Annotated in this window: 11 protein-coding genes; 9 read left to right on the top strand and 2 right to left on the bottom strand. The window is 63.6% G+C overall.

Features of this window, described 5'->3' with window-relative positions; all coding sequences use genetic code 11:
* Positions 1-167 precede the first annotated feature (167 nt).
* The 8 genes from ACSQ9I_RS40705 (at position 168) to ACSQ9I_RS40670 (ending at position 10,194) form a co-directional block, all read left to right on the top strand.
* Positions 168-956 carry a maleate cis-trans isomerase family protein gene (locus ACSQ9I_RS40705; protein ID WP_436317516.1) on the top strand — a complete coding sequence of 263 codons (789 nt, stop codon included), beginning with the start codon at positions 168-170 and terminating at the stop codon, positions 954-956.
* Positions 953-1,780, top strand: coding sequence for an alpha/beta fold hydrolase (locus ACSQ9I_RS40700; protein WP_436317515.1), 828 nt, complete (start codon positions 953-955; stop codon positions 1,778-1,780). Before ACSQ9I_RS40705 ends, ACSQ9I_RS40700 begins: the two co-directional genes overlap by 4 nt.
* Positions 1,781-1,838: 58 nt before the next feature.
* Complete coding sequence (locus tag ACSQ9I_RS40695) at positions 1,839-2,912, top strand: 2,5-dihydroxypyridine 5,6-dioxygenase (protein WP_436317514.1); 1,074 nt, start codon at positions 1,839-1,841, stop codon at positions 2,910-2,912.
* Complete coding sequence (locus ACSQ9I_RS40690) at positions 2,909-3,583, top strand: isochorismatase family protein (RefSeq protein WP_436317513.1); 675 nt, start codon at positions 2,909-2,911, stop codon at positions 3,581-3,583. Before ACSQ9I_RS40695 ends, ACSQ9I_RS40690 begins: the two co-directional genes overlap by 4 nt.
* A gap of 102 nt (positions 3,584-3,685) precedes the next feature.
* Entirely contained in the window at positions 3,686-4,162 is a 477-nt protein-coding gene (locus ACSQ9I_RS40685; protein WP_436317512.1) for a (2Fe-2S)-binding protein, read from the top strand.
* Positions 4,159-7,881, top strand: a complete 3,723-nt coding sequence (locus ACSQ9I_RS40680; RefSeq protein WP_436317511.1) for a molybdopterin cofactor-binding domain-containing protein — start codon at positions 4,159-4,161, stop codon at positions 7,879-7,881. The genes ACSQ9I_RS40685 and ACSQ9I_RS40680 overlap by 4 nt, the downstream gene beginning before the upstream one ends.
* A gap of 69 nt (positions 7,882-7,950) precedes the next feature.
* Positions 7,951-8,520: a MarR family winged helix-turn-helix transcriptional regulator gene (locus ACSQ9I_RS40675; RefSeq protein ID WP_436317510.1), complete on the top strand. Its 570-nt coding sequence runs from the start codon at positions 7,951-7,953 to the stop codon at positions 8,518-8,520.
* Between the two features lie 657 nt (positions 8,521-9,177).
* Positions 9,178-10,194, top strand: coding sequence for a carbon-nitrogen hydrolase family protein (locus ACSQ9I_RS40670; RefSeq protein WP_436317509.1), 1,017 nt, complete (start codon positions 9,178-9,180; stop codon positions 10,192-10,194).
* A gap of 8 nt (positions 10,195-10,202) precedes the next feature.
* On the opposite strand, the gene ACSQ9I_RS40665 is transcribed toward ACSQ9I_RS40670, so the two are convergent.
* Both ACSQ9I_RS40665 and ACSQ9I_RS40660 read right to left on the bottom strand, forming a co-directional pair.
* Positions 10,203-10,646 carry a hypothetical protein gene (locus tag ACSQ9I_RS40665; protein ID WP_436317508.1) on the bottom strand — a complete coding sequence of 148 codons (444 nt, stop codon included), beginning with the start codon at positions 10,644-10,646 and terminating at the stop codon, positions 10,203-10,205.
* Positions 10,647-11,165: 519 nt separating this feature from the next.
* A complete protein-coding gene (locus ACSQ9I_RS40660) occupies positions 11,166-12,290 on the bottom strand; it encodes a site-specific integrase (protein WP_436317507.1) in 1,125 nt (374 codons plus the stop codon).
* Positions 12,291-12,413: 123 nt separating this feature from the next.
* On the opposite strand from ACSQ9I_RS40660, the gene ACSQ9I_RS40655 reads away from it, so the two are divergent.
* Positions 12,414-13,469, top strand: a complete 1,056-nt coding sequence (locus ACSQ9I_RS40655) for a DNA-binding protein (protein WP_436317506.1) — start codon at positions 12,414-12,416, stop codon at positions 13,467-13,469.
* The last annotated feature ends 197 nt before the right edge of the window (positions 13,470-13,666 follow it).

The following is a 13,666-nucleotide window of genomic DNA, read 5'->3' as shown; positions in this document are numbered from 1 at the left end:
AGGGTCTTCGAAATGAGCGCCTACATGTTTTAAATGAAGTGTGTACGCTCGAAGACGGCTCGAAGTCTAGTTCTGCAGCCTCCAACTTCCAGTAGGGTTTTCCCGTGGTTGAAGTACAGTCCATGCCTTGTTTAAATAGAGCGTCTACACTTTACATGGAGTCCGCAATGAGCAGACCTTTCCGCATCGGGCAGATCGTGCCCAGTTCGAACACCACCATGGAGACCGAGGTCCCGGCAATGCTGCAGGCGCATTCGCAACTCCGGCCAAATGACCGGTTCACGTTTCACTCCAGTCGGATGCGGATGAAGAAGGTGGAGAAGGACGAGCTGGCAGCAATGGACGCGGAAAGCGACCGCTGCGCGCTGGAGCTCAGCGATGCGCAGGTCGACGTGCTCGGCTATGCCTGCTTGGTCGCCATCATGGCGATGGGTCACGGCTATCACCGCGTATCGCAGAAGCGCTTGACGGACCGCACGATCGCAAATGGCGCGACGGCGCCGGTCATCACGAGTGCTGGGGCGCTCGTGGACGCACTCAAGATCATGAAGGCGACGAAGATCGCACTGGTAGCGCCCTACATGGTGCCGCTGACGAAGCTGGTCATGGACTACATCTCAAACGAAGGTTTCGAAATCGTCGATTGGCGCGCCTTGGAGATCCCCGACAACCTTGACGTCGGACGCCATGATCCCGCCAGACTGCCCGGCATCGTGGCGGGGATGAACTATGCGGATGCCGACGTCATCGTGCTCTCGGCCTGCGTTCAGATGCCCTCCCTGCCAGCCGTTGCGGAGGTCGAGGCATTGACCCGCAAGCCGGTGGTTACGGCCTCCATTGCCACGACTTATGCCATCCTCACAGAACTGGGCCTCGAGCCTGTTGTCCCCGGTGCCGGCGCGCTGCTGTCCGGTGCCTATCCGATGCGTGCCGCGTCGTCCGGAGCAGCGGCGTGACCAGCACCTATCTCTACGGCGCGCATGTGCATGCCAACGGCATCCGGCAGCACTATCTTCGTTATGGCGGCGCGGACCTTGCGCGCCGCGAGCGCGATGCCGTGATCCTCATTCCCGGCATCACGAGTCCTGCAGCGACGTGGGGATTCGTCGCCGAACGATTTGGGCGCCACTTCGACACCTACGTGCTCGACGTGCGCGGGCGTGGCCTATCGTCTTCCGGAGGCGATCTCGACTACAGCCTCGACGCCCAGGCCGCCGACGTCGTCGCATTGGCCGGTGCCCTGGGGCTGGAACGCTACGCCCTCGTAGGCCATTCGATGGGCGGTCGCATTGCGGTGCGAGCCGCCCGCCATCAGCCTCATGGCTTGACCCGGCTCGTGATTGTCGACCCGCCAGTCTCAGGCCCGGGCCGGCGCGCATACCCTGCGAAGCTCCCTTGGTACGTCGACTCGATCCGGCAAGCGACCCGCGGCATGAGCGCCCAGGAAATGCGCGCGTTCTGTCCAACGTGGACCGATGAGCAACTTCAGCTGCGCGCCCAGTGGCTGCACACCTGCTTCGAGCCGGCGATCGTGCGCAGCTTCGAGGACTTTGGCCGTGACGACATCCATGCGGATCTTCCGCAAGTGAGGCACCCCCTCCTGCTGATGACGGCCGAGCGTGGGGGTGTCGTGCTGGGCGAGGATGTCGCCGAATGGCAGTCGCTGGCACCGCAGACCGAGCACGTTCGTGTGCCGAACGCGGGGCACATGATTCCCTGGGACAACGAGGCGGGCTTCTACGCCGCTTTCGGCGACTTCCTCGGCCACGCGCTGGACTGATTGAAGAACGCCCCGCAATCACTTTCCCTCCCCGACCCTTTTCTTCAAGGAGCTTCCAATGTCTGTAAGCGATATCGATCTGATCCGAGCCTGGAAGCAAGTTCTCACGCTATCCAAGCTGGAAGCGGGACAGACGGTCACCGTGCTCACTGGCGCGGACACCAATGCGCAGACGCTGCGCTGTGCGACTGCGGCAGCCAGCGACTTGGGCGCGCGCGTCAACCGCCTGGAGCTTCCTCCGGTCAACGCCGAAAAGGCACTGAGCCGCGACGCGCTGGCGTATCTGGGCACGACACCATTGACAGGGAATCAGGCGGCGATTGCCGCGCTCAAGGCGAGCGACCTTGTCCTGGATCTGATGACCTTGCTGTTCTCACCCGAGCAACACGAGATCCTCAAGACAGGGACGAAGATCCTGCTCGCGGTCGAGCCGCCCGAGATACTGTGCCGCATCGTGCCGACCGAAGCGGACCGCGAGCGTGTGCTGCGCGCCACCGATCGCATTCGGCAGGCGCGCGAGATGGTGATCTCGTCCGAGGGCGGCACTGAACTGCGATGCCCGCTCGGCGAGTTTCCGGCCATCGCCGAGTACGGCTTCGTCGATGAGCCTGGCCGCTGGGATCATTGGCCGAGTGGCTTCGCACTGACGTGGCCCAACGAGGGGGGCACGCAAGGGCGCATCGTCCTCGACCGTGGTGCCATTCTGCTGCCGATGAAGTGCTACGTTTCCGAGCCCATCGAGATCGTGATCCGCGACGGCTATGCGCGCTCCATCACGGGCGGCTTGCATGCCGAGTTGCTCTCCGAGTACATGGCATCGTTCGATGATCCCGAGGCTTACGCCATGTCGCACATTGGCTGGGGCCTCCAGCCCCGTGCGCACTGGTCCACGTTGGCGCAGTACAACCGCGAAGCAACCATCGGAATGGACGCCCGCGCTTTCGAGGGAAATTTCCTGTTCTCCCTGGGCCCCAACAACGAGGCCGGCGGAACCCGGACGACCGCCTGCCACATCGACATTCCGATGCGGCATTGCACGGTCAAGCTCGATGGCGAGGCAACCGTTATCAACGGAGTGGTCCAGGACCCCGAGGGCCGGGCGAGGGCTGCCGCGCCAAGGGGGCTCGCATGAACGAGGCGTTCTCTCCCTCTTCGCAGTCCATTCCGACGGACAGTGCGCAAGGTGATGTTTCTGCGTATGCCCGCCAAGGCTTTGGAACGCCCCTTTCGCTGAAACCGCCTTTCGGCCTGCTCATCATCGACTTCGTCAATGGCTTTGCGAATCCGGCTGTCTTCGGCGGCGGGAACATTCCGGAAGCGATTGCCCAGACCACGAATCTGCTTGCCCGCGCACGCAGCCAAAAGTGGCCGATTGCGCACAGCCGGATCGTCTTTTCCGACGATGACGCCGACAGCAACATCTTCTGCCTGAAGGTCCCCGGCATGCTCACGCTCAAGGAGGACAGCCACAACAGCGCGATCGTCCCTGAGCTCGCCCCGTCGACTGGGGAATACGTGGTTCGCAAGAGCACGCCATCGGCCTTCTACGGGACGATGCTCGCGGCATGGCTCGCACAACGGAGCGTGCAAACGCTTCTGATCGCCGGTAGCACGACGAGCGGTTGCGTACGTGCAAGTGTCGTCGATGCCATGCAAGGCGGTTTCCGCCCGCTGGTGGTCTCGGACTGTGTGGGTGATCGAGCCATTGGCCCGCACCAGGCGAATCTGTTCGACATGGCGCAGAAGTACGCCGCGGTGATGCCACTGCAGCAGGCCTTGGCCGACATCTCTGCGCTCCGATAGACAACCGTGGTCGCCCGAGCCAAGCTGCTGCGTAGCGGGGCGCGCCACTTCAAGCGCTCGGCACAACCTGCTGGGGCGCTAGCGAGACTGAGGAAATCAAGAATGTTGTCTCTGACCGTGAATGGTCGTGAAGTCGAAGTCGACGTCACGGCACAAGCGACGCTTCTTCATCTGCTGCGCAACGAACTCGGCTTGAACGGACCGAAGTACGGCTGCGGGCTCGGCCAGTGCGGCGCCTGCACGGTTCATGTGGATGGTCAGGCGGCACGTGCCTGCGTGATTCCGGCGCATGGTGTGGCCGGGCGCAGCATCACTACGCTCGAAGGACTCGGCAACCGCGCGCATTTCCATCCAGTTCAGAAAGCGTTCGAAGATGCACAGGCTGCGCAGTGCGGGTATTGCCTTAATGGCATGGTGATGCAGGCGGCAGCTCTGCTGGCGCGCGAGAAGCATCCGGACCCGCAACGCATTCGAGCCGAGTTGTCTGGCAACCTGTGCCGTTGCGGCACCCATGTGGAGATCCTGCGCGCGGTTGAACTCGCAGCCGCGCGCATGTCCACCGAGGGCATTCGTCCATGAGCAAGTCGTCGCTTCGCGCCGCCTCGCCTCTTACCCGCTCCGACTTCCTCTCGGCCGACGGTGCGCTTGTGATTGTGCGCGAGACGCCGTCATCACAGCCGCCCGTGAAGGGGCAACCCACGACCGTGCCCGGCAATCCAGTGGAAGGTGATGAGGTTCTCTTGTCCGTGTGGGACGACGGTAGCATCAGCGCCCTCAACGGCCGCGTCGACCTCGGCACCGGCATCCAAACGGCTTTGGCCCAGATCGTGGCCGAGGAGCTGGATGTCCACCTGAACTGCGTGGTCATGGCGCTGGGAGACACCGCACGCGTACCGAACCAGGGCGCCACCATCGCCAGTGCCACGATCCAGATCCATGCGCAGCCTCTGCGAGCCGCTGCGGCACAGGCACGCAAGTGGTTGCTGGCGCGAGCAGCCGAACGACTCGGCGTGGCTGTCGAGACCTTGAATGTCGAACACGGTGTCGTCCGCTGCGATCACCTTGAGCTGACATTCGGCGAGCTGGTCGCCGGTCAGCGCACCGTGCTGAAACTGGACCTCCTCACCTCCCTCAAGCGTCCAGAAGACTACAGACTGGTCGGCACGTCTCAGTCGCGCGTTGACATCCCTGCCAAGCTGGCGGGAGAACTTGTCTTTGTGCACGACATGCGGCTGCCCGGCATGCTTCACGGACGCGTGGTGCGGCCTCCCTACGCTGGCGCGGACCACGGCGATTTCGTCGGCAATACGCTGCAAGCTGTGGACAAGAGCTCGATCGTTCACATCCCCGGCATCCGCGCAGTGGTGGTGATTGGCGATTTCGTCGGCGTCGTGGCCGATCGCGAAGAGCATGCCGAGCAGGCGGCGCGTGAGCTGCTCGTGACCTGGAAGCCGTGGCCAGGGATGCCGGACCTGGCCGGCGAGGGCAAGATCGCACAGGCCATCCGCAGCAATCCCGCCACCCAGCGCCGGCTGGTCGACGAGGGCGACGTCGATGGCATCCTGTCGGCCGGCCAACCGATGCGGCGCACCTACCTGTGGCCGTACCAGCTTCATGCGTCGATCGGCCCCTCCTGTGCCGTAGCACATTGGCAGCCCGATGAACGCAGCCATCTTCGGGTTTGGGCCGGTACGCAGAACCCGCATGTGCTGCGCGCCGACCTCGCCATGCTTACTGGCTTGCGCGACGTGGACATCGACGTCGTGCGGATGGAAGCTGCCGGCTGCTACGGTCGCAACGGCGCGGACGACGTTGCAGCCGACGCGGTATTGCTCGCGCGGGCGGCGGGCGCACCGGTGCGCGTGCAGCTGACCCGCGAGCAGGAGCACCAGTGGGAGCCCAAGGGCACGGCGCAGCTGATGGAGGTGGCCGGCGCCCTCTCGGAAGAGGGGCGCCTCGAGGCCTACGACTTCGAAACCTCGTATCCGAGCAATGGTGCCCCCACCCTTGCGCTGCTGCTTACCCGCACGGTGGAGCCCTCGGCGCAGGCCTATGAAATGGGCGACCGCACCGCACGCCCGCCGTATGCCTACGAGAACCTGCGAGTCAAGGTCAACGACATGGCCCCCATCGTTCGGGCTTCCTGGTTGCGTGGCGTTTCGGCGCTGCCCAACTCCTTCGCGCACGAAAGCTTTGTCGACGAGCTGGCCACGGCTGCCGGAGTCGACCCGGTGCAGTTCCGCCTGCGCCATCTGCATGATCCCCGCGCGCTCGAGCTGATCCAGGCCACCGCTCAGAAGGCCGGCTGGCGTATGCGCAGAGGCCCCCAGGAAAACGCCGATGGAGGTCTGGGCGAAGGCGGCGACATCCTGTTTGGTCAGGGCTTCGCGTACGCGCGCTACATCCACAGCGCTTGGCCGGGCTTTGGCGCCGCCTGGGCTGCCTGGGTGGCCGACGTGGAGGTGAATCGCAAGACCGGTGAAGTTCATGTGCGCCGCGTGGTGGTCGGCCATGATGCCGGGCTCACCATCAACCCGGCCGGCGTCGAGCACCAAGTTCACGGCAATGTCATCCAGGCCACCAGCCGGGCGCTGAAGGAGGAAGTGCGATTCGCCGAAGCGCCCCGGCCGACTGCCGCGAATGAATTGGTACCTGGGGTGCTGCCTACTGGTGTCGTTGCCAGTCGAGAATGGGGCAGTTACCCGATCATCAATTTCCGCGAAGTCCCGGTCATCGAAGTCGTGCAAATGGCGCGGCCCGGCGAACCACCATTGGGCGCAGGCGAGTCCGCCTCGGTACCCGGAACTGCAGCCATCGCCAACGCCATCTTCGACGCGACCGGTGTACGGCTTCGGGAGCCGCCCTTCACGCCAGAGAAGGTGCTGGCTGCGTTAAACCAGCTGCCATTCGCGGCCTCCGACCAGGCGAGCACCCCGGTGTCGCTCCTCCCCGCGCTACCGCAGTTGCCGCCGGATGCGCAGTTGCCCCGCCACAAAGGGCTGTGGGCCGGTGCTGCCGCTCTTGTTGTCGGCGCCATCGGTGTCACGGCAGGTCTGCTCGGGTGGCGCTCGGCCATCGCGCCTGTGAGCTTCGGCGTGCCGGCATACAGCGCCGCGACTATCGAGCGCGGACGATTGCTCGCCGCCGCCGGCGACTGCGCCGTCTGTCATACCGCGCCGGGCGGTGTGGCCAATGCGGGTGGCCGTGCAATGGAAACCCCGTTCGGCAACATTCACACCACGAATCTCACGCCGGACCCCGAAACGGGCCTGGGCCGCTGGTCCTTCACTGCCTTTCAGCGCGCCATGCGAGAAGGCGTGTCGCGCGAGGGACATCACCTGTATCCGGCATTCCCCTATACCGCGTTTGCGAAAACAAGCGATGACGACCTGCAGGCACTCTATGCGTATTTCATGTCGCTGCCGCCGGTGAACGCGCCGACGCCACCCAACGACTTGCGCTTCCCCTTCAACGTGCGACCGCTGCTGGCCGGATGGAATGCGCTGTTCCACGACAGCCAGCCGTACCGTGACGATCCAACGCGCAGCGCCGAGTGGAATCGAGGCGCCTATCTCGTCAATGGACTTGGCCACTGTGGCGCCTGCCACACGCCACGCAACGCGCTGGGCGCCGAGAAAAGCGGCACCAGCTTCCTGGCCGGTGCGATGATCGACGGATGGGAGGCGCCGGCGCTCACTGCACTGTCCAAGTCTGCCGTGCCGTGGGACGCCGATGCGCTCTACAGCTATCTTCGCCACGGGCATTCACCTCGTCATGGTGTGGCCGGTGGCCCCATGGCTGAAGTCGTGCATGAACTCCAGCAGTTGCCGGCTGCCGACATTCGCGCCATGGCTTCCTATCTCGCGTCGTACACCCCGGCACCGACCGATCCACGAGCCGTTGCAGCCAGAGCAATACAGACTGCGGCCGAGGGCAAACAGCGCTTGCTCGGCCAGCCCCAGCGGATGTTCGATTCAGCCTGTGCCTCGTGCCATCACGACGGTGACGGGCCCAAGCTCCTGGGCGTCAATGCGCCACTGGCGCTCAACAGCCAACTCACGAGCGACCGGCCGGACAACCTGCTGCACACTATCCTCGATGGCGTGCGGGAGCCCGCCACTAAGGAAATTGGTTTTATGCCCCCGTTCCGTGATGCGCTGGACGACAGCCAAATCGCCGAACTGGCCGGTTACATGCGCAAGCGTTTCGCACCGCAGGCGCCAGAGTGGATCGACCTTCCGGCTCAGGTGGCGCGTGTGCGTGCGGCCCCTACGCACGGAGCCCCCGCGCAGCGGTAACACCACCTTAACAGGACCGACGAAGCATGGTCGCAATGCCTCACCGAGGCCACGAATAGAATACAGCGCATGCGCTCGAATCAAGTGAAATCCACGCTCGGGTCTGCTCCGGAGCCAAAGACCCCGCGTTACAACCGGAGAGCCGCTGAAGCCGCAGCCCTACCACCGCAACAGTCAGCCAAGGAAACGACCAAGGCGATCTCGGCACCCTATCAGGTGACACAGCAGGTAGGACACTTGCTGCGCCGTGCATACCAGCGCCACATCGCGCTCTTTCAGCAAGGGATCCCCGACTCCCAGTTGACCATGCCTCAGTTCGTCACGCTTTGCGCCGTGGGTGACTTGGGCTCTTGCTCGCTCAACGAGATCGTTGCGCAGACTTCGATCGATCAGGCGACGATTCGAGGCGTGGTCGAGCGCCTTTCCTCGCGAGAGCTGCTCGCGATCGCGGAACACGTTTCGGACAAACGCAAGCTGTCCATTTCGCTCACGCCGAAGGGGCATCAGTTCCTTAGGGAGATGATCGCCATGGCTGAAGGCATCACGGAGCAGACATTTGGTGCGCTCAATACCGCTGAGCGGGTGGCGCTGGTCTATCTGCTTGAGAAGATGTGTGCCTCTTCTGACGGCGAACCGTAGGACTGCTCAGCGTCAGGGAGCATTAAGCGCATAGCGTCCTCGCGCTCGTCGCTGGGCGGACATTTTTCGTCACGCCAGCATCAATTGGCCGTAAGTCTCTCGCCTTCAACGCTCAGTGCTCAACGCCAGCCGGTCCCCTCTTTGATCAGACGACCAGCGGAGCGCTGATCGCGCCAGCTGATTGCCCACACACATTTGCAGCGCCTCTCCGCAAGCCAAAGAGCGCTCCGGAACTAATGTGCGAGCCCCCACCGCAGGCCGGCTGCAGTGATTTGAGGTACGGCGAAAGGGCGGCCTTCGCAGACAGGCATCTCAAGCTGAAGTAGGCGCGATCGCGCACGTCAATCAGCGCGCCGCCATCTTCGATCTGGGCCCGGAAGCACAGGGGGTTCTCAGGCCCGCTACGCCGGGCGCCGTAGTAGGGGTGGGGTATTGCCTAGGTTTATTTCATTCGGCGATCACTACACTTTGATGTTATGTTCACTACACGAAATGACGCATGCAGATGTCCATGGGCGCCGTGAGCCCAAGGGTGGTGCGTGGGTATGACGGTCGCTCTTCGAGAAGGCTGCGTGATCAGTGGGCATTTCTTCTGCCGTCGGAATCAGCTCGACCAAAAGGCCGAAGCTCAATCATTGAAAACGAAAGGATTGAAAAATGAAATTCAAAGCTGCCGCCGTACACGCAGCTCCTGTCTTCATGGACAAGAACGCCACGGTAGAGAAAGCCTGCAACTTCATCAAAGAGGCCGGCGGCGCAGGTATTGAGTTGCTTGTCTTTCCAGAGACATTTATCCCCGGCTATCCCTACTGGATCGAGTGCTACCCCCCTCTGGACCAGGGCGCTGCACTATCGGAGTACATCGATCAGTCTGTCGAGATCTCGGGGCCTGAGATTGAGCGCCTGCGACACGTTGCAAGACAACATGGCGTTGCTGTAGTCATGGGAATTAGTGAGCGTCTCGAAGGCACGAAGACGCTATTCAATTCACAAGCATTCATCGACAAGGATGGCACGTTGCTTGGGGTGCATCGCAAGCTTCAGCCGACGTACGTCGAGCGAATCGTGTGGGCTCAAGGAAGTGGCAAAACGCTGAGCGTCTACAGCAGCACGCTTGGTCGCCTCGGAGGTCTGGCTTGTTGGGAGCACACCATGAATCTTGCGCGTCAAGCGTTGATCATGGACGGCATCCAGATTCACGCGGCGGCATGGCCTGGACTTTCAACCATGGCTGGCTTCGAGGCCGTCGCCGACATTCAGATTGATGCAATGATGAAAACCCACGCGCTCACAGGACAGTGTTTTGTGATCTCTGCGGGTAACCCAGTAGACCGTACTTGCCTCGATTGGATGGAGCGCAAGCTCGGACCTCAAAGTCATGTAAAGGAAGGAGGGGGCTGGTCCGCCGTAATCCATCCCTTCTGCTCATACCTTGCGGAGCCCCACACCGGATCGGAGCAGAAGTTGGTTGTAGGTGAGATCGACCTTGATCAACTGAATTTCGTTAAGGTCTGGTTGGATACAGCGGGACACTACTCACGCCCTGAACTGTTAAGGCTGAACGTCAACCGGCAGGGAATGTGGCACGACGAAAAGAACGGTCGTGAGACGGGGTTTCATTCATTCGCCGTTGGCGAATCCGAAGAGGCAACTGCTACAGCAATTGGACAGTGATGCCGACGTCAAAGCAGCAGCTGTAGCATGCGGGTCCAGTTGACGGTACCCAGGACTTCGGATCCCCAACGCACCGGCATGTTCACAATGCTTCCGCAGCCCATCGCGAGCAGTTTCTGGTGGTAGGGGTAGTTGTCGATGATGTCCTGCCGCGTGTGTCCGATGAATGGTTCGGTGGTGGCCAGTACGTGTCGCATGCGCGGCGCCTGCCCCAGTGTCTTGCGTCCGCCCATGGGGTAATCGTCGGGGCGGCTGCTATAGGCACGCTGCGACTCGCCATTGTCGCGAAAATAGATCAGCACGGTTAGCAGTCGGTGGCCCGGCGACCGCGCCAGGCCTTCGTCAAGTGCATGGAACAGCGCCAGCGTCGGAGCGGCGCTGCGCACCGCTTCCACGAATGCCGGCAGGGCCTCCGCACCGACCGAGCGGATCGTCTCCAAAGCGGTGGTCATGGGGACGTCATTCTGGCTTGACGCCCGCCTGTTCGACCACCGTCTTCCAGCTTGTGATCTCGCTGCGAATGAGAATGGCGAACTCGGCGGGTGTGCTGGCGATCGCCGGGCCACTCTGAGATTCCAAGGTGCGCGCATCTTGTCGCTGCGCAGCACCGCCGTGAACTCCCCAGCCTCACTGCGTGCGGACCGGCCTCTGAGTGTTCCTGAGGCCCAAATACACAGATGTCTAGGGTTTACCCTACAATCGCACCTGTCTCCTCGGATCCCGCAAGGATCCGCTTCGAGCCCCGCGCAGCAATGCACGGGGCTTTTTCTTTGGCGCGACCGCGGCCGCGCGCTCAAGACCGCTTAGGTTTTCGGGGTGCGGTCTGCTGGTAGCGATTCCCGTCTGGCGCTGGGGGCCTGGGTGTCGCCGCGTAGCTCGATCCCAATGGTCGCGCCGGCGGCCAGGGGCTCTACAAGAACGCGCGCAACCCTGCTCGCCCTTGCCGGCCGGCACAGCTTGGACGTCCAGACTCAATCCTCGTCGAGCATCCGGCCAGCCTTGGTGTTCAGCGAGCTTTCGGCGCGGAAATACCCCATCACGGTCGCCACGCTCTGGTGCCCCGTCATCGCCATGGTCTCGGGCAGCGACATGTTCTGCCGACCGGCCTCCGTCACGAACCCAGCCCTGAGCGAGTGCGCGCTAAAACCCCCCTCGACCCCCGCCATCGCACACCGCTCCTTCACGATGTCGCGCACCGCGGCTGGCGCCAGCGCCTCGCCCAGATGTCCGCCCTTGCGGATGCGCCGGAAGAGGGCGCCTTCCTTGATCCCTTTTCCCGTCAGCACGGCGAGCCACTCCTGCATGGCGAGAGCCGCACTGCCCACCAGCGGCTTGACGTCCTCGGGTCGCTCAGCGCCGGCCTGGTTGGTCTTGGAATGCGCGAGCGTATAGAGATATGACTTTGCGTCGACGCGCTGGAGGTTTTCGAGGGTGGCCGCGGCGACCTCCGAGCGGCGCCGCCCACCGCTTGCCCATGCAAAGAGCAGCAGGGCGCGATCGCGTTTGCCACGCAATGAGTCGTCGCAGGTCGCGAGCACGGCCTGCAATGGATCCTTGGTGAGGGCGCGCTGCTTGTGCGGGCGCGCGCCGCGCTTGGCGTAGGCACGGCGCGTGCGGCCGAGCAGCTCGCGCACCAGCGGGTCGGCGCAGGGGTTTGGCGCCTTGGCCAGCTGGTGCGCCTTGGACAGCACCGCGATGCGGTGCACCAGCGTGTTGAGCGCGGGCGCGCCGAGCCGCGTCTTGTAGCCGTTGGCGACCAGGGCCTGGTCGATGTCGGCGGGCAACTCGGTGACCAGGCTGGCGTGGGACGCCGCGCCTTCGGCTGCGGCCGAGCGTGCCGCATGGTCGACGATGAACTGGATGGCGACCGGCACCGGAACCGGCAGGCGCAGCGCCTGGCCATAGCGCGCGGCGTACCAGGCGCACCAGTAGCGCATGGCCGAGCCGTACGAGGCCCGGGTGTTGGCCGATTCGCCTTCGCGCATCAGCGCGCGCGCGGCGTCCTCTGCCATTCCCGTGAGCCGCGCGGGATCGAGCACGAGCCGGCGCTGCGGCGCAGGCACCAATCCTGGTTCTTGCAGAGCTGCTGGCTTCATGGTTTCATATGTATGACGTATGATTTGCTACATCATACACAGATAAGTCACGATAACATTCTCTTATCGATGGTAAATATTGGACGGGGCAGGGCGGTCGTTTTGCAAAAGTACGAGGGTCAAATGGCTGAAATTCGACAAACATTCTCCCGAGGCATCCAGGAAGACGACGTCTGGGGCGCGGCCGACCTGCTGCTTCATGAGGGCCTGCGGCCCACGATCGAGCGCGTGCGCCAAAAGATCGGCCGGGGCTCGCCCAACACCGTCAGCCCGATGCTCGAGCGCTGGTTCGCGTCATTAGGGCAACGCATCGCCGGCGGCGCGAGCCCTTCGGCGAACCTATTGGCGGGCAACGATGCGGACGGCGTCCCCGTGAGCGTTCGCAATGCGACTCGCCTCCTGTGGGAGACGGCGCGGCGGGAAGCCGAGGAAGTTCAGCGCGGCGAGCTGGAATCGGTGCGCTCGGAGCTTCAGGTGCGCGAGGACGGGTTGGCCGAGGCGCAGGCGGCGCTCGCGCAGCGCGAGGAAGCCTTCGCCCAGGCGCGGGTCAGCCTCGATTCGGCGCTGGCCTCCTCGCAGCAGGCCCGCGAAACGCTGGAGCGGCAGCTCAAGGAGCACGCCATCGAGGCGCACCGGGTGAGGATGGGCCTGGACGACGACATCAAGCGGCTGACCGCCCTGCTCTCTCAGGCGAGCGAATCCCAGGAACGGACGCGTCGGGAACACGCCGAGGCGATGTTGGTGCGCGATCAGGACCTGCGTCAGGCCGAGGAGCGGCACGCTGTACAGGAGCGGCGGATGCTGGCGGAGGTGGATCGCGCCAGGCAAGCGGCCAAGGTGCTGGAATCCGAGTTGGCCAGGGAGCAGCAGCGGCGAGCCAAGAGCGAGGAAGCGTCGGCAACGCGCCGGGAAGCGGAGCTCGAGAGGCTGCATCAGGTTCGGGAAGCGGCGCGGCAAGCCGAGGCCGGGCTGCGCGAGCAGCTGGCCGCCCAAGGCATCGAGCTGGCGCAGGCACGAACGCAGGCCGAAGCGCTCGCGGCGAGCGTCGAAGCGCTCCAGGGCCGGATCGACGAGGAAAAAGCCTCGCACGAGACAACGCGGCGGATGCTGGCCGAGGCATTGATCAGCAAGTCAGCTGTGAAGAGAGACACCTCCGCACGTCGGCGGCGGAAGCCTTAAGGCGGGAGAGCGAGGGAGGTTTTCGGCGTTGGCCGCCGTTCGTTAGTGTTTCCACACATCGGGGGCTCACTATCCGTGGTCACTGCTTCAAGCTCAGTACGGCCTACCGCCGCAATCAAATCAAACACGACGGCTGCTATCAAAAATGTAGCACTCTTTTGCTATTGCTACCGGGTAGGCGTTGGCAAGGCTTCAAA

Source organism: Variovorax sp. LjRoot84, assembly GCF_964254305.1.
Lineage (GTDB): Bacteria > Pseudomonadota > Gammaproteobacteria > Burkholderiales > Burkholderiaceae_C > Variovorax.
The sequence above is the reverse complement of the archived record's forward strand: the minus strand, read 5'-3'. Positions and strand labels throughout refer to the sequence as shown.